At 61.9% G+C, this 19547-nt stretch carries 17 protein-coding genes and 2 tRNA genes; 12 read left to right on the top strand and 7 right to left on the bottom strand.

The genetic code is table 11. From position 1 onward, the window contains the following. Positions 1-92: 92 nt before the first annotated feature. From AC6JBC_RS07695 to AC6JBC_RS07705, 3 genes are all read left to right on the top strand, one after another. Positions 93-1466, top strand: a complete 1374-nt coding sequence (locus AC6JBC_RS07695; protein ID WP_498023706.1) for a M28 family peptidase — start codon at positions 93-95, stop codon at positions 1464-1466. Between the two features lie 155 nt (positions 1467-1621). Further along, positions 1622-1834 carry a hypothetical protein gene (locus AC6JBC_RS07700; RefSeq protein ID WP_066523849.1) on the top strand — a complete coding sequence of 71 codons (213 nt, stop codon included), beginning with the start codon at positions 1622-1624 and terminating at the stop codon, positions 1832-1834. Positions 1835-2128: 294 nt separating this feature from the next. Then, positions 2129-2695: a hypothetical protein gene (locus AC6JBC_RS07705; RefSeq protein ID WP_498023707.1), complete on the top strand. Its 567-nt coding sequence runs from the start codon at positions 2129-2131 to the stop codon at positions 2693-2695. Between the two features lie 117 nt (positions 2696-2812). On the opposite strand, the gene AC6JBC_RS07710 is transcribed toward AC6JBC_RS07705, so the two are convergent. The 4 genes from AC6JBC_RS07710 to AC6JBC_RS07725 all read right to left on the bottom strand — a co-directional run bounded on the left by AC6JBC_RS07710 (position 2813) and on the right by AC6JBC_RS07725 (position 6056). Then, positions 2813-2889: transfer RNA gene (locus AC6JBC_RS07710), tRNA-Pro, on the bottom strand. 222 nt (positions 2890-3111) lie between these two features. Next, a tRNA-Ile gene (locus AC6JBC_RS07715) sits at positions 3112-3187 on the bottom strand. Between the two features lie 25 nt (positions 3188-3212). Then, entirely contained in the window at positions 3213-4250 is a 1038-nt protein-coding gene (locus AC6JBC_RS07720) for a polysaccharide deacetylase family protein (RefSeq protein WP_498023708.1), read from the bottom strand. A gap of 48 nt (positions 4251-4298) precedes the next feature. Continuing rightward, positions 4299-6056, bottom strand: coding sequence for a sensor histidine kinase (locus tag AC6JBC_RS07725; protein WP_498023709.1), 1758 nt, complete (start codon positions 6054-6056; stop codon positions 4299-4301). A 200-nt stretch (positions 6057-6256) separates the two neighbouring features. Here AC6JBC_RS07725 and AC6JBC_RS07730 point away from each other — a divergent pair, with 200 nt between their 5' ends. Further along, positions 6257-6730, top strand: a complete 474-nt coding sequence (locus AC6JBC_RS07730) for an Lrp/AsnC family transcriptional regulator (RefSeq protein WP_449472300.1) — start codon at positions 6257-6259, stop codon at positions 6728-6730. A gap of 178 nt (positions 6731-6908) precedes the next feature. Here AC6JBC_RS07730 and AC6JBC_RS07735 read toward each other — a convergent pair whose 3' ends face one another. Beyond that, positions 6909-8162, bottom strand: a complete 1254-nt coding sequence (locus AC6JBC_RS07735; protein WP_498026027.1) for a tetratricopeptide repeat protein — start codon at positions 8160-8162, stop codon at positions 6909-6911. A 127-nt stretch (positions 8163-8289) separates the two neighbouring features. After that, entirely contained in the window at positions 8290-9570 is a 1281-nt protein-coding gene (locus tag AC6JBC_RS07740) for a hypothetical protein (protein WP_498023710.1), read from the bottom strand. Positions 9571-9798: 228 nt separating this feature from the next. Here AC6JBC_RS07740 and gyrA point away from each other — a divergent pair, with 228 nt between their 5' ends. From gyrA to AC6JBC_RS07755, 3 genes are all read left to right on the top strand, one after another. Beyond that, entirely contained in the window at positions 9799-12531 is a 2733-nt protein-coding gene (gene gyrA, locus AC6JBC_RS07745) for a DNA gyrase subunit A (protein WP_464794789.1), read from the top strand. After that, a complete protein-coding gene (locus AC6JBC_RS07750) occupies positions 12528-12875 on the top strand; it encodes a DUF952 domain-containing protein (RefSeq protein WP_498023711.1) in 348 nt (115 codons plus the stop codon). Before gyrA ends, AC6JBC_RS07750 begins: the two co-directional genes overlap by 4 nt. Positions 12876-13072: 197 nt before the next feature. Next, positions 13073-13738, top strand: a complete 666-nt coding sequence (locus AC6JBC_RS07755; RefSeq protein WP_498023712.1) for a DUF6680 family protein — start codon at positions 13073-13075, stop codon at positions 13736-13738. 3 nt (positions 13739-13741) lie between these two features. On the opposite strand, the gene AC6JBC_RS07760 is transcribed toward AC6JBC_RS07755, so the two are convergent. Further along, complete coding sequence (locus AC6JBC_RS07760) at positions 13742-14860, bottom strand: glycosyltransferase family protein (RefSeq protein WP_498023713.1); 1119 nt, start codon at positions 14858-14860, stop codon at positions 13742-13744. Positions 14861-14912: 52 nt separating this feature from the next. Here AC6JBC_RS07760 and AC6JBC_RS07765 point away from each other — a divergent pair, with 52 nt between their 5' ends. The 5 genes from AC6JBC_RS07765 (at position 14913) to accD (ending at position 19545) form a co-directional block, all read left to right on the top strand. Beyond that, positions 14913-15761, top strand: a complete 849-nt coding sequence (locus AC6JBC_RS07765) for a lysophospholipid acyltransferase family protein (protein WP_498026028.1) — start codon at positions 14913-14915, stop codon at positions 15759-15761. A gap of 117 nt (positions 15762-15878) precedes the next feature. Next, complete coding sequence (locus AC6JBC_RS07770; protein ID WP_498023714.1) at positions 15879-16523, top strand: phosphoribosylanthranilate isomerase; 645 nt, start codon at positions 15879-15881, stop codon at positions 16521-16523. Next, positions 16520-17749 carry a tryptophan synthase subunit beta gene (trpB, locus tag AC6JBC_RS07775; protein ID WP_498023715.1) on the top strand — a complete coding sequence of 410 codons (1230 nt, stop codon included), beginning with the start codon at positions 16520-16522 and terminating at the stop codon, positions 17747-17749. Before AC6JBC_RS07770 ends, trpB begins: the two co-directional genes overlap by 4 nt. Positions 17750-17869: 120 nt before the next feature. Continuing rightward, positions 17870-18697: a tryptophan synthase subunit alpha gene (trpA, locus tag AC6JBC_RS07780; RefSeq protein WP_498023716.1), complete on the top strand. Its 828-nt coding sequence runs from the start codon at positions 17870-17872 to the stop codon at positions 18695-18697. Next, on the top strand, positions 18694-19545 hold the full coding sequence (gene accD, locus AC6JBC_RS07785) for an acetyl-CoA carboxylase, carboxyltransferase subunit beta (RefSeq protein ID WP_449472282.1): 852 nt from the start codon (positions 18694-18696) through the stop codon (positions 19543-19545). Before trpA ends, accD begins: the two co-directional genes overlap by 4 nt. Positions 19546-19547: the final 2 nt, after the last annotated feature.

A 19547-nucleotide genomic window follows, 5' to 3' on the forward strand; every position in this document is an offset into this window, starting at 1 on the left:
CGCTCCGAAGGACGAATGAGGTAAAATCGCGCCGGAGTTAGCGAAGCCCGGCGCCATTGGCAAATGCGGGATGGCTGGCTAAGCCTTCACCCATGCAGAAAATCCGATCGGGCACCTTCGCCGCGCTCCTTCTCGGCAGCATCGCATCCCCCCTTCCCCTCGCCGCGGCGCCTGCGGATACGACGGCGATTCGAGAGGCCGCGTTGCAGGACAACATAGCTTGGGACTTCATCGAAGGGCTGACGACGGAAGTCGGCCCCCGCCCAGCCGGAACGCCTCAGGAAGCCCGCGCCCGCGAGTGGGCCGTGGCGAAGCTCAAGTTGCTCGGCTTCTCCAATGTGCGATCCGAACCTTATAAAATGCCAGTCTGGGTCCGCGGCCATGACGAGGCGCGCATCCTCTCCCCCTTCCCGCAAAATCTGACGGCGGCGGCGCTGGGAAATAGCGCGTCCACGTCTGCCAATGGCATCGAAGGCGAAGTCATATATTTCCCCACCCTTTCAGACCTGCAAGCAGCACCCGACGGCAGTCTGAAAGGCAAGATCGCCTTCGTCAGCCACGCCATGGCGGCAACGCAGGATGGCAGTTCCTATAGCCATTTCGGCGCTACACGCCGTCAGGGTCCAAGCATCGCATCGAAAAAGGGGGCGACCGCCATCGTGATACGGTCGATCGGCACGGACAACCACCGCCTCCCCCATAGCGGCGTGCAGATGTGGGCCGATGGCGTAAAGCCGATCCCCGCAGCCGCGCTCAGCACCGTGGACGCAGACCAACTGACGCGCACCCTCTCCAGAGGACAGCCGGTTCGCCTGCATCTAACTCTCACATCCAAAATGCTGAAGGACCAGCCGTCGGGCAATGTCATTGCCGAACTGCCGGGCACGGACCCGACGGCCGGGATCGTCCTTGCCGCCTGTCATATCGACAGCTGGGATCAGGGCACCGGAGCGATAGACGACGCCTCTGGGTGCGGGATCATCACCGCCGCTGCGCTTCATGCCGCAAAGGCTGGTCCGCTCCGTCGAACGATCCGCATATTGATGGCGGGGGCAGAGGAAGTGGGCGGCGACGGGGGCCGCGCTTATTTCACGGCACATGGTGGCGAACGGCATGCCATGGCCATGGAGTCCGACTTCGGCGCCGACCGGGTCTGGCGCGTCGATTTCAAACTACCCGCAGGGCATGAGGCACTTTCGGATCGAATTGCCAGCACCCTCTCCCCGCTCGGGATCGCGCCCAGTCGTCTAGCGGCAGGCGGCGGATCGGACATCGAACCGCTCGTCAAAGCGGGCGTCCCCGTCATTGATTTGCAGCAGGACGGCACCCGCTATTTTGACATTCACCACACCGCGGACGACACGTTAGACAAGGTCGATCGCGCTCAACTGCAACAAAATGTCAGCGCCTGGGCGGTTACGCTTTTTGCAATCGCCGATGCGGCGGAATCACTGGCGGTTAAGTGAACTTCTGTAGTAGACAACACTCCGTCGCGTGATTCCGTCGCTTCACCGACGCAGAAAAGCATTGATTTGTGCAGCGCACACGTTAATGCGGGTCGCTCGCGTCGAGCGTGTTAAAAATATGCCGACGCGGCAATATGCTATGGGAGCCGTACACAATGAAGAAGATCGCTGTTGTTTTCGCTTCGGCCGGCCTGATGGCCCTCGCCGCTTGCGGTGAGAAGCCGGCCAACGAGACCGCGAACGCTTCGAACGCTGTCGTCGAAAACGTTGTTGAGAACGCTGCTAACGCAGCCGACAACGCTGCGAATGCCGCTAACGCTGCTGACAACGCTGCGAACGCTGCTTCGAACGCTGCAAACGCCGAATAATCTTCGCGTCAGCAAGGTTTTTAAGAGGGCGGGCCGTCTAACGGTCCGCCCTTTTTCTATGGGCGTGATCTGTTGGGGCGTATGGGTCCCGGTCCAAAGGTCTTAAAGCAAACCGCTTGAGGCCGAATAATGAGTCAGGCTTACCTTGGGAAACGGGGACTGCGGGAGCGTTGGGTAACTTCGGTCATTCGCGTTCGCGGGCGCTCGCTTGCTTTTTTCTTCCTAAGGCTTGGCGGGACGGGAAGCCATGTCCATGTTGCGCGCCTGAAACGAGTTAGTCCCGAAGGATAGCCGATGTCGCTGCTCGAAACGCTTAAGCTTCCCGATATTCTGAAGGCGACAGCAGCGCAGGCTTTCGCACTAGCAGTTGCCTGCTTCATCTTCCTCTATCTGGCGAGGAGCGGGTTTCTCCCGCCGCTCGAACCGTGGATGATCCTTTTAACGACGTTCGTGGGCGTATTTGCGGGCGTCCTTTGGGTCGCTTTCGTAGTACGCGATACTTGGAAGTTGATCGATATATCTGCCTATTGGCGGCGTTGGCAGCATGCCCGAGCGCGGAGAAAATCTGTAGCTGCCTACATTCCCTTTATGAATGAGGATGAGCGGCGCATCGTCGGCTATCTACTTGAGCACAGCCAGAAGAGCTTCGATTGTGCATTAGACGGCGGCTACGCAGCTACGCTCATAGCGCGAGGGATCATTGTTAGAGCAGCCCGTCCGGGCCAAGTTTTCGATCAAGAGCACGTGCCTATGGCCATCGAAGACGACGTTTGGGAGGTACTAATGGAACATAGCCACCTGTTTCCACAGCACTATGAGGGCGAGACCCATCCTTGGCGGGTGCATTGGATGGCGCGGTAAGTGGCCCTTTTGCTAACGTTCCGGGTCCCTTTGTTTCGCCTCGGCCCGTAGCCCCTCCAAATCTGCCCACCAGTTAGCAAAATTTCGCATAATTTATTGTTATATGGATTTTCATGATGGTCGGGGAGACAGGATTCGAACCTGCGACCCTCTGCTCCCAAAGCAGATGCGCTACCAGGCTGCGCTACTCCCCGACGTAAGGCGCCTTAGCGGCGAATAACGCGTCCCGTCAATCGGCCATCACCGGAACAGCAGCCACAATATGATGATTACCGGTATCGGAATGCCGATCAGCCACAGCAATATACCCTTGCCCATGATAATTCGCCTCCATCCATCTGCCCTAAGGCTGAAATGGATGAGTGGGCGCCGATGTTCCGGCCCCGTTCGGATCTGCATAGAGGGATAGGAGATAGTGGTGGGCCCGGCAGGACTCGAACCCGCAACCTAGCCGTTATGAGCGGCCAGCTCTAACCGTTGAGCTACAGGCCCCACCTGCCCGACCGGATAAGCAGCATCACGCCGCTTGGCAAGCCTGTCTCGGCACCGGCACCGCTGCCAATAATTGATCCAGCGACGCGGCACGGACATTCCGCCGTGCAAGGTGATCCAGAACCGTGTCCCACCATCTGTAAAAGGCAGCCTGATCTGCCGCATCACGGACATAGGGCGTGTGGCCCGGCTCCAGCGTCGGCGAATGAAAACTGAAGTTTAGCACTGCCGCGCCCTCTTCGATCAGGGCGTCGATCGCCCTTGTCGCGTCACGCACCGGCACGCCCTCCGGCGTCAATGGAATGCGGCTGAACATGCCTGATCTCGCCAATCCCGATGCCAGGGGGCTGACATTGCGCATATTCTCATAAAGCCGCTCGCCCCCACGCCGCAGCAGCCCGGTGAAGGCGGTCGAAAGCGGCAGTTCCACAAGCGATCGTTCCGGCCCAGCCCAATAGGGATTGATCGGCAGGCCGCGAAAATCGGGTCCATGCTGGCCGCTATAGTCAAACCGGCTTCGCACGGAGCTATCCAGACGAAATCCCGCCTGCTCCAACAAACGCGCGCTATTATGACCCACGCCATAACGCCCCGCGCGATAGGCGGCAGGACGTTGCCCGAAACGCTCGGCAATGCGCTGACACAGCGTTTCCAGCTTGGCCCGTTCCAGCGCTTCGGGAAGGAAGCCGGCATAGCTGTTCGCCTCCGTCACATCCTCCGCATGCGGCGGGTTGACCCAGGGATGCAGATGCGCGCCCACATCGGCCGCGCCGTCCGCGACCCATTGCGCTATCATGCCCGCAGCAGCATCGCTATCGATCACCGGATAATCGGCGACATAGATCGGCTTCACTCCGGCCGCCTGAAAATAGGCTTGGCCGCGCGCCATCCCGGCCAGCGCGGTCACGTCATGACCATCACGGCTGAATGGTGCGTTCCAGTCAAACTCCTCTTCGGTATCCACGAACAGCATGAACCGCGTCCCGAAATCGGGGGATAGCGCGATCATGTCGTCCGGCATCGGAGCGCGCAGCAGACTGCCGTCATGGGGCGAAGCGTTCATGCCATTTCCCTAGCCCCTCAATGGTTGCGATAGGGTTTCGCGCAGGGATCAGAGGCTCCCGGCTGCGTCCTCTGCCGATGTTATGGCGGGCATCGAAAGCAGGAATCGGTCAGCTTCGATCTGCAACGCGCCACCGCATCCCGCCGCAAGGCTCCGGATCAGCCGTAGTGAAAAGCCAAGGCCCAGCAGCGGCCCGTCGGCCCAGTCGCCATCGGCGGTATAGCCCGGATCAAGCAGGCGCTCATCCTCCATCCCGTCAAGGCTTGCCGGTCTGTCGACTGCCAGCATCACGCACCCATGCCCGCCATCCGGCTGGAACCAGCACGCCCCGCTCAGCGCTTCGCCGGGCGCTGCCACGGAAACGACCGTCCGCATCAGATGCTGCACCATGCGTTCACCCTGCACCGGGTCGATCCGCACCATCGGCAGCGCTCGCGCCAAATTGATGTCGATCTGCACGCCATTGCCTTCGCCCTGTTCGCGGAACCGGGCGGAAACCTGCGCGATCAGCAGCGCCGGATCGACGGCGCTCGGCGCCTCCGCCCCTTCACCTCGCGATACGCGGGCGGCCAGGTCAAGGTCATCGAACGCCGCCAGCAAATGCCGGGCGTCCAGCGCGATCTTTCCCGCCATCTCGCGATATTCAGGCCCACTCGGCCCGAACAGCTCCTGCTCGATAATGTCCGCAAAGCCCAGGATAGCGTTCAGTGGCGTACGCAGCTCATGCACCAACTGACGCAGCGAGTCCGCCGAAAGCCCTGCGACAGACACAGGTTCGGCCTGTGGCGGGGCGGCGACTTCGTGCAGATAGGGGCGGCGCGCCTGACCGCGATAGCCCTGAAAACGGCCTGATCTTGGATCAAAGAATGGCGTTGCGGAGAGGCGCCATTCCCCGGCCATCGCGCCGCCGACGACAGTATAGCGTCCATTCTGAAACCCGCTCCGCCGCATAAACGCGCCCGCGACGCTGCCGTCCGGCCCGCTCGCTCCGGCAACGGCCACTTCACCCAGCGATAGCCCCACGAGCGCCGCGCGCGGCCCCTGATCGACCCAGATGATCATGCCCGTGGCGTCAGTCTCGAACGCAAAGGCGTTGACGACCTCCGCCTGCCCGGTGTCAGCCCGCGGAACGACCACATCGGGCACCCGCCGCGCACTGGTGAAGCGTTCGATCCGGTCCACAAGGTTGCGAATCTGATCATCGCCCACCGCAACGTCATCCGCCGGTTCATCGGCAGGCTCCTCGACCGCTGCTTCCTCTACGTCCGCCGATGGAGGCAACTGCTCGGCAGGCGCCATCATCGCGGGCGTCAGCAGCATGTCGTCCGCCCGCTCGCCGGGCTCCACCGTCAAGTCGCTCGTCAATACAAGGTCGGCTGCGCCAAACGCTTCCAGCGCCTGCTGCGTCCCGGCTCCCAGATCGCGTCGTCCGCGCAGCACACCGCGCGCGGTCGGGGTAAGGCGAGGCAGTAGGGCGATCCACGCGTCATCCGGCAGCCGCGCGCGCGACATCGCCGCCGCCGCGATCGCCGGACGATCATTAGCGAAAAATTCCACCAGCGCGGGCGAACGAAGGCGGCCGCCCAGTTCGACCACTGTCGCGATCCGCTGCGTTTCCGACAATTGGGATTGCAGCGCCGCAAGCCGATCAAGCAGCGCGGCACGTTCCTCATCCGGCAAGGTGCCGCGATCCGCGCGGTCATTCTGCGCGAGCAGGTCGACGCACTGACGCCACAGCGTCACTGCGCCCAGGCCGCTTCTATTCTCTGCGGCCAGAACCGTCTGCATCAGATCGTTGAAGCGCACTCTATTCCCCTTGAGGACTTCCAGCGATGTGCAGAACTTCATCGTGGAAGGAAATCATGCCGCAGGAATAAGCCTTCCCGCCGGTTAGGGAAAGGGGGCGGACGTGGCGATTTCGGATCGTCGCATAGTGGGACAATTGCATTGCCCTGAAATATTATTATGGTGTTGGGCACGAAATGAGAAAGGAAATAATCAGGCGAATGGCTGGCCCGAACATCGACGACATCGATCTGCACATCCTGGGCGAGCTGCAACAGGACGGCCGGATGACTAATGTGGAACTGGCTCGAAAGGTCGGATTGACCGCCCCGCCCTGCCTGCGCCGCGTCCGCGCGCTTGAGGAAAGCGGCGCGATCAATTCCTACCACGCCGTCGTCAACCCGGCCATGCTGGGCTACACCATCACCGTCTTCGCAATGGTCAGCCTGAAGAGCCAGGCGGAAGCTGACCTGAAAGCCTTTGAGGATCATGTCGCGACCCTCCCCGAGGTGCGCGAATGCTACATGCTCAATGGTGAGATCGACTTCATCCTGAAGGTCGTGGCCAAGGACCTCCAAAGCTTTCAGCAGTTTCTCACCTCGAAACTGACGCCCGCGCCAAATGTGGTGAGCGTCAAGACCTCGCTCACCATCCGCATGGCGAAGAACCTGCCGGGCGTCCCCCTGCCGCTTTGACCAGCAAAACGACGGCGATCGCTCGCCGCCCTTAGAGCATCGTGCGCAAAAGTGGGAACCGGTTTTGCGCACGATGCGATAACAAAAAACTAGAGCGCGCGACCTGCGTCCGATTAAACGCAGCTCGCTCTAGGCCAGCAGCGCTTCCGTGTCGCGCGCTCGCCCCTGGATCAATCGCTTAGCTCGCTGGCGGAACCGCCACTGGCCGAAACGCCGTCTTACGGCTCTGCTGATCGACCCAAACGCTCCAGAATCCAGCGACGTTGGCCCAATTGCCCGTAACCTGGGCAAGCGCCGACTTGGCCCCCGCAAGATCGCCTGAACGCGCGAGAGCTATGCCAAGCCGCGCATTGCCCTTCCCCTGATCCACTCCACCCTTCGACAGGGCCAGTCGATACATCTCGACCGCCTGCGGAAACTGGCTGAGTGAAAAATAGCTGTCGGCCACCGCCAACGCCGCCGACCCATCCTTCGCCCCTGCGGCCTTCTTCGCCGCAGCGGGCAGCGCCGCAATTTCCTTGGCGGCCTTTGGCGTCACGCTCTTCATCAGGCTGGCGGTCACGGCCTGTGTTTGCGTCAGCTTGCCCGCCGAACGCCCCGCTTCGATGATCGCCTTTGCCTCAGCATAATTGCCCGCCTTTTCGGCAAGCTGCGCATAGGCCTGATAATCCCGTTCACTCGCCATCGCGCCGTTCGCCGCCTGCAAGCGATACAGATCCAACTGCGGCTGCGCGTCTGTGCCGGGCGCGGTCAGATAGTTGGCAAGCGCCGATCGCCATTCCGGCGCCGAACCATAATGCGTCAGTCGCTCGCGATAGAGCGAACCAACCTCCGCCCAATCCCCGGCTGCATAGGCAAGCGAAATCGCCCGGTCATACCAGGCTGCCGGAACAGCTTGCCCTGACGCTCGCTGCCGGGCCAGCGCATCCCGCACGAAGGGGCGCGCTTCCTTGGCCTTGTTCTTGCGGAGGTAGATATCGGCGCGCAGCATCGTCGCGTCGATCCCGTCATAGCCCAGCGTCTTGGCATAATCGAGTTGCGCGAACGCATCGTCATAATTGCCAACCACATAGGACAGATAGCCCGCGACGTAGCGCAATCGCGGCGCATCCTTCTTGGGCACGGAACTGGTCTTGAACATGTCCGTCAACGCGACCCGCTGCGCCTGGAAATTCTGCCTGAGCACGGCCAGCTCGAACCGCAGCCCTGCCGCTGCATAGGCCTCATAATCGCTCGTGGGCGTCAGGCCGCTGATCTGCGCCTGCGCCGCATTGACGTCGCCTGCCTTGATCGCGCTGTCGGCTGCTTGAGCGGCTGCACGAAACCCTTCGCTCATGACGATGGTCGTCCCGCTGGCCGAAGCCTTTTTCGCCGCCGCCGGCATTGCAAAAGCCGCGACGGCGGTGATCGCAAGAAGCCCTGATTTCAGCATGGATTGTCGCAGCGCGATCATGTCGGCCGTCCCCTTTATGTCATGCGCCATTGGGCGCAGGTCCCTGTTATGTCGATGATAGGAAAAAAGGTGCGCCCATCACCCGATCGGCGCACCCTGTTTCAAATCAGGCCTTGGTGGCGAGATAGGCCAGCCAGAGATCGGCGATCTTCTTGCGCGTCCCGGCCTGAACCGACTGGAACGCCGCCTTGGCCGAAGCGACATCGCCGCCAAGTGCCTTGGCGATGCCCATGCGCGTATTCACTTCGTCCGCATCGACGCCGCCCTTCTGCTTGGCCAGGTCGAACATCGCAGCCGCCTTGGCATAATCGCCATAGCCGAGGTAGGCGTCCGCCGTGGCCGCCGCGATCTTGCCAGTGGCAGCCTTCCGGGCATCGGCCTCCGCAGAACCCAGCGATGCCTTGTCGCCCGCAATTTTCGGCGTTGCGGTCTGGTACAGGTCCGCACCGGCGGTGCCCTTCAGCACGCCCTTCGCCCGGCCCTGATCGATCGCCGACTTTACCTCGCCATAAATGCCGGTCTTCGACGCCATTTCGCCATATTCAAGGAAGTCGCCTGCGACGACCAGGCCGCCCGATGCCGCCATCAAGCGGAGAACGTCCAGATTCTCACGCGTCGTGATGTTTGGATTGGATTGCTGGAACAGGCGGATGAGCGTGCGAAGATTTTCGCCATTGGGGGCCGCCTGATAGGCCAGTGTTGCCCATTCGGTCACTTCGGGCAGGCGCGCAGCCGCCGCCCGGCTCACGCCGATCTGATACCATTGGGCTGGCACCTGACCGCCCGCCGCCTTGGTGGCGTCGGCTGCGGCCTTCAGGGCAGCAAGGCCCTTCTGATTGAAACCGCGAGCAGGTTCAGCGGAAGGATTGGCTGTGCCTGCCTTCCCGAAATAGGCTTGCGCAAGTGTGGCGTTGACCGCTTCAGGCTTGTAGCCCGCCTGAGCTGCCGCCTGCGCGCGCTGGATCGCCAGATCATAATTCTTCGCCTGCATCGCCTGATCGGCGGCAACAGCATTGAATTGCCCGACCTGGTCCGCCGGGGTGAGGCCGCTGTCCAGCATCTGCGTAAGCGCCTCGCTCTGCATCGCGCTGTCCTTGGCGGCGATGGACGTGTTCAGCTTGATCGCGCCGATTTGATATTTGTCGTCGTTCGACTTGGCCTTGCTGTCCGCATCGGCCAGCGCCGCCTTGGCTGCGGCAAAATCATTCTTCGCCGCCGCCGCCTGCGCCGTTTGTAGCGCCTTGATCACGTCGGGAGAGACATTGAGCTTGGGCGCTCCGCCCTTCTTGCCTTCTTTCTTGGCCGCCATCGCGGGCGCGGAAATGGCGCCTCCGGTCAGCGCCAGGGCCAGCGCGAGCGCCACGGGGGGTACAAAACGCATGATCATCTTCTCCTCTGTGCGCCTTGGGGGAAAAGGCGCCCCTTGATTAAGCGCCGTTTAGGGGGCGGCGCGTGAATGACATTTGAACATCGTATATGCAGCAGTTTTCCGCCTGTCAGCCCTTTCTTACAGCTTGATCTGACGCGAGCGCGCGTGCGCGCGAGGGGTGACAGATTTGTTTCGCTCCGCTAGTGCATGAGCAACGAAACAGTTCCATCCAAAAAGAGAATCGCATTGACCGACGAGACTGCCCTCGCCGACCCCTCGGACATCAGCCCCATCTCCATCGTCGATGAGATGAAGGCCAGCTATCTCGACTATGCCATGTCGGTCATCGTCGCCCGCGCCCTGCCGGATGTCCGCGACGGATTGAAGCCGGTGCACCGCCGCATTCTCTTCTCGGCCCATGAATCGGGCTTTCAACATAACAAACCCTACCGCAAGTCGGCCCGCATCGTCGGTGACGTGATCGGTAAATATCACCCGCATGGCGACAGCGCGATCTATGACGCCTTGGCGCGCATGACGCAGGACTGGTCCATGCGCGTGCCGCTGATCGATGGTCAGGGGAACTTCGGTTCCATGGACCCCGATCCGCCAGCGGCCATGCGTTACACCGAAGCGCGCCTTGCCAAGGTCACGACAGCCCTGCTGGAAGATCTCGACAAGGACACCGTCGATTTCCAGCCGAACTACGACGCTTCGGAGAGCGAGCCGCAGGTCCTGCCCGCCCGCTTCCCCAACCTGCTCGTCAATGGCGCGGGCGGCATCGCGGTCGGCATGGCGACCAACATTCCGCCGCACAATCTCGGCGAAGTGATCCGCGCCTGCCTCGCCTATATCGATAATCCGGCGATCACGATCGATGAACTGATCCAGATCGTTCCCGCCCCCGATTTCCCGACCGCTCCACTGATCCTTGGCCAATCCGGCGCCCGCAACGCCTATCATACCGGCCGTGGCTCCATCATGATGCGCTCACGTCATGTGATCGAGGAAGGGCGCGGCGACCGTCGCTCCATCGTGCTGACCGCCATTCCCTATCAGGTCGGCAAGAACGGCCTGGTCGAAAAGATCGCCGAAGCCGCAAAGGACAAGCGGATCGAGGGCATCAGCGATATTCGCGACGAATCGAACCGTCTGGGCGTCCGCATCGTCATGGACCTGAAGCGCGACGCCACGCCCGAAGTCGTGCTCAACCAGCTGTGGCGCAACACCCCCGCCCAGTCGAGCTTCCCGGCCAACATGCTCGCCATTCGCGGCGGCCGTCCGGAACTGCTCAACATCCGGGACATTATCGAAGCGTTCGTTCGCTTCCGCGAAGAGGTCATCACCCGCCGTACGAAGTACGAACTCAACAAGGCTCGCGATCGCGCGCATATCTTGCTGGGTCTCGTCATCGCGGTCACCAACCTCGACGAAGTCGTCCGCATCATCCGTGGATCGGCTAGCCCCGCCGAAGCTCGCGAAACCCTGCTGGCCCGCGACTGGCCGGTGGCGGAAATCGCGCCTTATCTGAAGCTGGTCGAAGCGATCGAAACTGAAGCGGGCGGCGAAACATACCGGCTCTCGGACATTCAGGTCCGCGCCATCCTTGACCTGCGCCTCCATCGCCTGACCGCGCTCGGTCGCGACGAAATCGGCAATGAACTCGCCGAACTGGCCGCAGCCATCGCCGAATATCTCGCCATCCTCGGCGACCGTCAGAAGCTCTATGCCGTGATGCGCGAAGAGTTTGAGGCGATCGAACGCGATTTCGCCACCCCGCGCATCTCGGAAATCACCGCTGCCGCCGACGGCATCGAGGATGAAGACCTGATCGAGCGCGAGGAGATGGTCGTCACCGTCACCGTGCAGGGCTATATCAAGCGCACCCCGCTCGAAAGCTTCCGCGCCCAGGCGCGCGGCGGCAAGGGCCGCTCCGGCATGGCGACCAAGGATGAGGACGCGATCACCGAACTGTTCGTAACCTCCACGCACACGCCGGTTCTCTTCTTCTCGACGGCCGGCAAGGTCTATCGCATGAAGGTCTGGCGCCTTCCCGAAGGTGGCCCGGCGACCCGTGGCCGTCCGATGGTGAACCTGCTGCCGCTCGGCCCCGGCGAGACGATCCAAACCGTCCTGCCGCTGCCCGAGGATGAGGACAGCTGGAAGGACCTGCACGTCATGTTTGCGACCGCGAACGGCACCGTCCGCCGCAATAGCATGGATGCCTTCGCCAACGTGCCGAGCAACGGCAAGATCGCAATGCGCTTCGATGAAGGCAGCGAAGACTGCCTGATCGGCGTTGCGCTGCTCAGCGAAGAAGATGACGTCCTCCTCGCCACCCGCCAGGGCAAGGCAATCCGCTTCAAGGCGACCGACGTCCGCGAATTCCAGAGCCGCACCTCAACGGGTGTGCGCGGCATGACGCTCAAGAAGGATGACGAGGTCATTTCACTCTCCATCCTCCACCGCTCCGGCGCCAATCAGGAAGAGCGCGACGATTATCTCCGCTTCGCCCCTTGGAAGCCCGAAAAGGAAGGCTCGCCGCAGATGAGCGAAGAGCGCTTCGCCGATCTACAGGCGAAGGAACAGTTCATCCTCACCGTCTGCTCCAACGGCTATGGCAAGCTGTCATCGGCGTACGACTATCGCCGCACCGGCCGCGGCGGTCAGGGCATCACCAACATCGACAATATCGGCCGCAACGGCCCGGTTGTCGCCAGCTTCCCGGCGCGCCATGGCGATCATCTGATGCTCGTCACCGATCAGGCAAAGCTGATCCGCATGGGCCTCGACACCCTGCGCGTCATAGGCCGCAACTCGGCAGGCGTGCGCCTCTTCAACGTGTCGGATGACGAACATGTCGTCAGCGCCGCGAAGATCGAGGAAAGCGACGAGGAAACCGAAGTCAGCACTCCCGCAGGCCTCGAAACCTCGCCCGAAGTCAGCCCCGAAACCGACCCGGACCTCACCGAAGAGTGACCGAGCTCTTCGCCTACAAGATCCTGACCAAGGATCAGTATGACCAGCTAAAGACCGACGGCGTGTTCAAGGGCGCGCCCGTCGATCTCGCCGACGGCTACATCCACATGTCCACCCGCGAACAGGCCGCCGAAACCGCCGCCAAACACTTCGGAGGCCAGGACAATCTGGTAATGCTAATGATCGACCTCGCCCCCTTCGGCGAGGCGATAAAATGGGAAGAGTCACGCGGCGGTGCGCTCTTCCCGCATCTGTACGGCGACCTGCCGCTCAGCGCGGTCGTGGGGAAGGTGGTTTTGCGGTTGGATGAGCAGCGAAAGCATCTGTTTCCGGCGGGCTTCTAACCCCGTTCGTTTCGAGCGAAGTCGAGAAACGGTCGGAGAAGCGCAGCTCCTCTCCCTTCCGTCATTCTCGCGAAAGCGGGAATCCATCTCCTGACGCTGCCTCACTGCTCGACCTCTTGGCCGATCACCCGTGAGATGTTGATTTTGGTAGAATTGGACATGTAAGCAGGTATTTACAGTGTGCTTAGGGAGACAAAATGGCGACGCCTGCAGCAGTAGCTGAGTGGACATTCAAGATTAGTGACGTAGCAATTATTCTTGCTACGCTCCTTGGTCCGGTTCTCGCAGTTCAAGCGCAGAAATGGCTTGAGCGTGATCGTGCTGTTCAAGATCGACGCAATCATATCTTCCGAGTACTGATGGCCACTCGTGCCGCACGCTTGTCTCCAGGTCATGTTGAGGCTTTGAACGCTATTCCGGTTGAATTTTACGGACGCGGGAAAAGGCTGAAACCGATTGTCGATGATTGGCACGCGTACCTCGACACGCTCGACAACAAAGCGAGCTTGGACGGTCAAGTACTTGCCTTGGCAAGACAAAATGCTTTCCTCGACATGTTGCATAAAATGTCGACATACCTTGGATATAGCTTCAACAGATCCGAACTCGAGAAGGACGTTTATTACCCAACAGGACACAGAGTGATCGAGGATGATCAAGAACTCATTCGGCGTGGGTTTGCTGCCGTCCTCAAAGGCGAATTAGCTATTCCGATGGCGGTGAAAGAATTTCCTGCTACTGCTGATGACGAATCCCTCGCCAATCAAGCTATGCTTCAAAGGCTCCTAACCGAGTGGCTAGAAGGGCAGCGCGTGGTAAAGGTTGAACAGACCCACGACGATAATCACCACGGCCGAGCATAGGCTCTATTCAACTCTCTCCATCCGCACGACCTTTCCACCCTTCACCCAATAATCAAACCCGCCCCACCTGATCCGCCGCGAGCAAACCGCCGCCAACTGCATCCCCCAATGCACCCAGCACACCGCAAACGGCGCCAGCATATCCCACCATAACGATCGCCGAGCCGCCCGAGCCTGCTCCGGCTCCACCACCCCCGCGATGATCCGTCGGCGCACCAACGCCCGACCAGCCGCCGTAGCATAACCCACGGCCACAGCACTCCAACCACCCCAACCAAAAGCCCAAACCCAGCCCAAAGCCTGAACCGCCACCACAAAAGTCGCGACCGCCCACATCCCCACGCTGTTCGTCCAGATATGCCGATACTGCCGCACCCCAAACCCAAACGCCCCCCGTCCCTCCAGCGGTGAAGCCACCAGCAAATCCCGCACCGGCCGCAACCGCAGCTTCGCGCGCCATCCGGCCAACCCAATCGCCATGTCGTCGGACAACCGCCCCGCCAGCGCCGCATCCAGATCAAGCCGCTCCGCTACCTCTCGCGTCAGGGCCATAGCCCCGCCCCAGGGCATGGTCGCACTCGCAGCCCGAGGCAAAGTCGCCAGTTGCATCTCCACCGCCCCCACCAGCGCGGCCACCGCACTCCGCTCAGGCAACAGCAACCGATAGCCAGTCACAATATCAGCCTTCCCCCGCACCAGAGGAAAGAGCAACCGCCCCACCAACCGCGCCGGCGGCTCAATATCCGCGTCCACGAACACCAGATAGCGATCCTCCGGCCGCAAAGCCCGCAAAGCCGCCCGCAACTTATGAACCTTCTGCCCCTCATCCACCGCTACACCCGCGCGGACGATCTGCACCCAATCCCCCTCACGCGCCGCCAAAGCCTCAGCCGCCGCGCACCCGCCGCTCGAAGCAATCACCAACCGAAACCGAGCCGTCTGCGCCTTCAACCGCGCAATCAATTCCGCGCCGCCATCCCAATCATCCCGCACCGACAGCAGCACGACCACGCCGTCGGGCGCTTCCTCCTGACGATCCACAGGCAGATGCCGCCAATAGTTCAACACTCCCGCAAGCGAGAGCCCCTGCAGCACCACCCACAGCCAAAAGGCCCAACTCATAGAAACCCAAGCCCTTTACCGCCCCGACCGCTGCTGTATGACGCTTGGCAAGATGCTCTCCAACCCTTTTCTCTTCACCCTCCTGCGCCTGCTCCCCGCATCCGTCGCCTCATGGCTGGGTGGCTGGCTGTCGGCAAACGTCGCACGCAGGGCCATGAAGCTGCGGGACCAACGCGCCCGCGCCAACCTCGCCATCCTGCGCCCGGACCTGGAAGAAACCACGCGCGAGGAAATGCTTACCCGCCGCTGGTTCAATCTCGGCCGCACGATGGCGGAACTCGCCAATATCGACCGCCTCGTGAACAACCGCCATGTCAGCATCACGAACGAACCGGCCTATCGGGAAGCATTGGCCTCGCCCCGCCCCATGATCTTTCTGACCACCCATATCGGCAACTGGGATTTACTCGCCGCCCATTTGAAAGCGTCAACCGATCGTCCCGGCCTCGGCGTCTACGACCCTCCCTCCGATCCTGCTCAGGCCAAGATGCTGAAACGGGCACGGGAAAGCTATATGGGGGAAGCCATCACCGGCAGCGGCGCCGCCCGATCGATCCTGCGTCACCTTGCGGAAAAGGAAAGGGCGATGCTCTACATCCTGGTTGACGAACGGAGGGATCGACAGGTCTGGTTTCCCCGCTTCGGCAGAGATGTGGAACCGTCGGGAAATCTTTCCATCGCGCTACGCCTCGCTCGGCGCAGCAACGCCCGCTTCCTGCCTTTCACCCTGGCAAGGACCCAGGGCGCTCATTTCCGTCTCGATTGGCACCCGCCGCTTGATCCTCTGATCATGGACGAAGCAGATCTGCTGGATCAGGTCGATGCCTTCCTCGGCAAAGCCTGCGTCGACCATGCGGACCAATGGCTCGCCCTGCATGACATGGATCTGACGACGCCTTGAGCTGTTCCGTGCTCCTGCGCAGGCAGGAGCCCAGTTCAGAGGGTGGGACTAGACTCCTGCCTGCGCAGGAGCACGGAGCATATGGTTCTTGGTGATCTCACCCGCTAAAGCCCCCAAATGTCCCGACTCGACATCAAGATTTGCGGCCTTTCGACGCCCGACACTGTCGGCGCAGCGATCCGCGCAGGCGCGACCCGCCTCGGCTTCGTCCATTTCGCTAAAAGCCCCCGCCATGTCGAAGCGGACCAACTACGCGCCCTCGCTGCAACAGTCCCCGCCGAGATCGAGCGCGTCGCCGTACTAGTCGATCCAACCGACGAAACCCTCGCCGAACTCACGGCAACAAATGTCCTCACTGCCCTGCAACTCCACGGCAAGGAAAGCCCCGAACGCACCGCCGCCATCGCTAAGCGCTTCGACCTCCCAGTCTGGAAAGCCATTTCCGTAAAAACCCGTGCCGACATCGACGCAGCAAAAGCCTATATCGGCGCGGCCGATCTCCTCCTTTTCGACGCGAAGACGCCGGACGGCGCAGCGCTCCCCGGCGGGATGGGCCTGCGCTTCGACTGGACGCTCCTGCGCGGCGTACCCATATCCATGCCCTGGGGTCTTTCAGGAGGCCTCGGCATCGACAATGTCGCCGAAGCGATCCGCATCACTGGCGCCCCGATGATCGACGTTTCTTCCGGCGTGGAAAGCGCGCCGGGCATCAAGAGTGTGGACAAGATCATGGCCTTCTGCAAAGCGGCACAGCAATCATGACAATCAACAACTCCCTCCGCTCGCAACCGGATGCCTCCGGCCATTTCGGCTCCTTCGGTGGCCGCTATGTTGCGGAAACGCTGATGCCGCTCATCCTGGAGCTGGAGAAGGTCTATAAGGAAGCGAGGCAAGACCCCGCTTTCGAAGAAGAGTTCGAAGAACTGCTGCGCAACTATGTCGGCCGTCCCAACCCGCTTTACTATGCCAGCCGTCTGACCGAAGCACTGCGGGCCGATGCGCCCGAGGGTAAAGGCGCGAAAATCTATCTGAAGCGCGAAGAGCTTAACCACACCGGCGCGCACAAGATCAACAATTGCATCGGCCAGGCGCTGCTAGCCCGTCGCATGGGCAAGAAGAAGGTCATCGCCGAAACCGGCGCGGGCCAGCATGGCGTCGCCACCGCCACCGTCGCCGCACTGTTCGGCATGGAATGCAAGATTTTCATGGGTGCCAAGGACGTGGAGCGGCAAAAGCCCAACGTCTTCCGCATGAAGCTGCTGGGCGCGGAAGTCATCCCCGTCGTCTCCGGCTCGCAGACGCTCAAGGACGCGATGAACGATGCCCTGCGTCACTGGGTTTCGAACGTCAACGATACCTTCTACATCATCGGCACGGCGGCAGGTCCGCACCCCTATCCTGAACTGGTCCGCGACTTCCAGTCGGTCATCGGCCGCGAAGCGCGCGAGCAGATTCTCGAAATCGAAGGCCGCCTGCCCGACATGTTGATTGCTCCGGTCGGTGGCGGCTCCAACGCCATCGGCCTCTTCCATCCGTTCCTCGATGATGTGGACGTCAAGATGATCGGTGTGGAAGCCGCAGGCGAAGGCCTCACCGGCAAACATGCCGCGTCCCTCGCAGGCGGCGCGTCTGGCATCCTGCACGGCAACCGAACCTATCTGCTCCAGGACGAAGACGGCCAGATAACAGAAGCGCACAGCATTTCCGCAGGCCTCGACTATCCCGGCATCGGCCCTGAACATAGCTGGCTGCACGAGATCGGCCGAGTCCAGTACATGCCGATCACCGATGATGAAGCACTCGCCAGCTTCCAGAAGCTCGCCGCTCTCGAAGGCATCATCCCGGCACTGGAGTCCGCCCACGCCATCGCCAGCGCGGAAAAGGTCGCGCCAACGATGGACGCGGACCAGATCATCATCGTCAACCTCTCGGGCCGGGGCGATAAGGACATCTTCACCGTCGCCGACGCGCTGGGAGTGGAGATGTGATTCACCTCTCGATGCCGTCCTACCTATCCCCCGTTCGCCCTGAGCTTGTCGAAGGGCATTCCTTTCTTGAAGAGAAGAGCAGGGCTTCGACAAGCTCAGCCCGAACGGAAGTTAGTTCTAATGACTGACCGCCTCGCCACTCGCTTCGCCGCCTGCAAGGAAGCAGGCCGCGCCGCCCTCATCACCTTCGTGACCGCAGGCGACCCGACCGTTGCCGCGACCCCGGCGATCCTTGACGCGCTCGTCGCGGGCGGCGCGGACATCATCGAACTCGGCATGCCCTTCACTGATCCGATGGCGGACGGCCCCGCGATCGAACTCGCCAATCTGCGCAGCCTCGGGTCCGGCACGAAGACCAAAGACATTTTCCACCTCGCGACCACCTTCCGCGCCCGCCACCCGCATATACCGCTGATCCTCATGGGCTATGCCAATCCCATGCTGATCCGGGGCTCCGAATGGTTCGCAGATCAGTGCCGCGAAGCAGGCGTGGATGGCGTGATCTGTGTCGATGTTCCGCCTGAAGAGGACGCGGAGATCGGCCCGGCCCTGCGCGCGGCAGGCGTTCACCTGATCCGCCTTGCCACGCCGACCACCGACGCGGCCCGCCTGCCCGCCGTACTCAACGGCGCCAGCGGCTTCCTCTACCACGTCGCCGTCGCGGGCGTGACCGGCAAGCAGCAGGCTGCGCAGGCCGCTGTCGAGCAGGCGGTGGAGAAGTTGAAGGCCGCGACCGACCTCCCCATCGCGGTCGGTTTCGGCGTGCGCTCCGCCGAACAGGCCGCCGCCATCGGTCGCGTTGCTGACGGCGTCGTCGTCGGATCAGCCATTGTCGACATCGTCGGCTCGCACGGCGATACCGCCGCCCCCTTCGTTCAAGAGTTCGTCGCCACATTGAGCGGCGCGCTCAAAGCCAACAGCCCCCATTTCCGGGAGACCGCCGCATGAGCTGGATCAACCGCGTCCGCAAGGCCGTTCCCTTCCTCGCAAAAAAGGAAACCACCGCCGAGACGCTGTGGCACAAATGCCCATCCTGCACCGAGATGATCTTCATCAAGGAGTGGGAGGATAATCTCTCCGTCTGCCCCCGCTGCGACCATCACGGCCGCATCGGCCCGTCTGAACGGTTCGAGCAGATTCTCGATGCAGGCTTCATCCTGCTGCCCACTCCACCGGTGCAGGAAGACCCGCTCAAATTCCGGGACTCGAAGCGCTATCCCGATCGCATAAAGGCCGCTCGCGCGCAGACCGGCGACCAGGACGCCCTGATCAACGCGCGCGGCGCCATCGACGATGTGCCGCTGGTCATGGGCGTGCAGAATTTCGCCTTCATGGGCGGTTCCATGGGTATGGGCGTTGGCGCGGCCTTCATCCAGGGCGTGAATGAGGCCATCGGCCACAAATGCCCCTATGTCATCTTCACGGCAGCAGGCGGCGCGCGCATGCAGGAGGGCATATTGTCCCTCATGCAGATGCCGCGCTCCACCGTCGCCATTCAGAAGCTGCACGCGGCGGGCCTGCCCTATATCGTCGTCCTCACTGATCCGACGACCGGCGGCGTCACGGCGAGCTACGCCATGCTGGGCGACGTCCAGATCGCCGAGCCCAATGCCCTCATCGGCTTCGCAGGCCAGCGCGTCATCGAAAGCACGATCCGCGAAAAGCTGCCCGACGGTTTCCAGCGCGCCGAATATCTGCTGGAACATGGCATGCTCGACATGGTCGTGCATCGCAGTGAATTGCGCGACACGCTGGCCCGAGTGATCGGCTATCTAGCCCCTCGCGCCGCCGCCTGACG

Source organism: Sphingobium sp. RC1, from assembly GCF_059738765.1.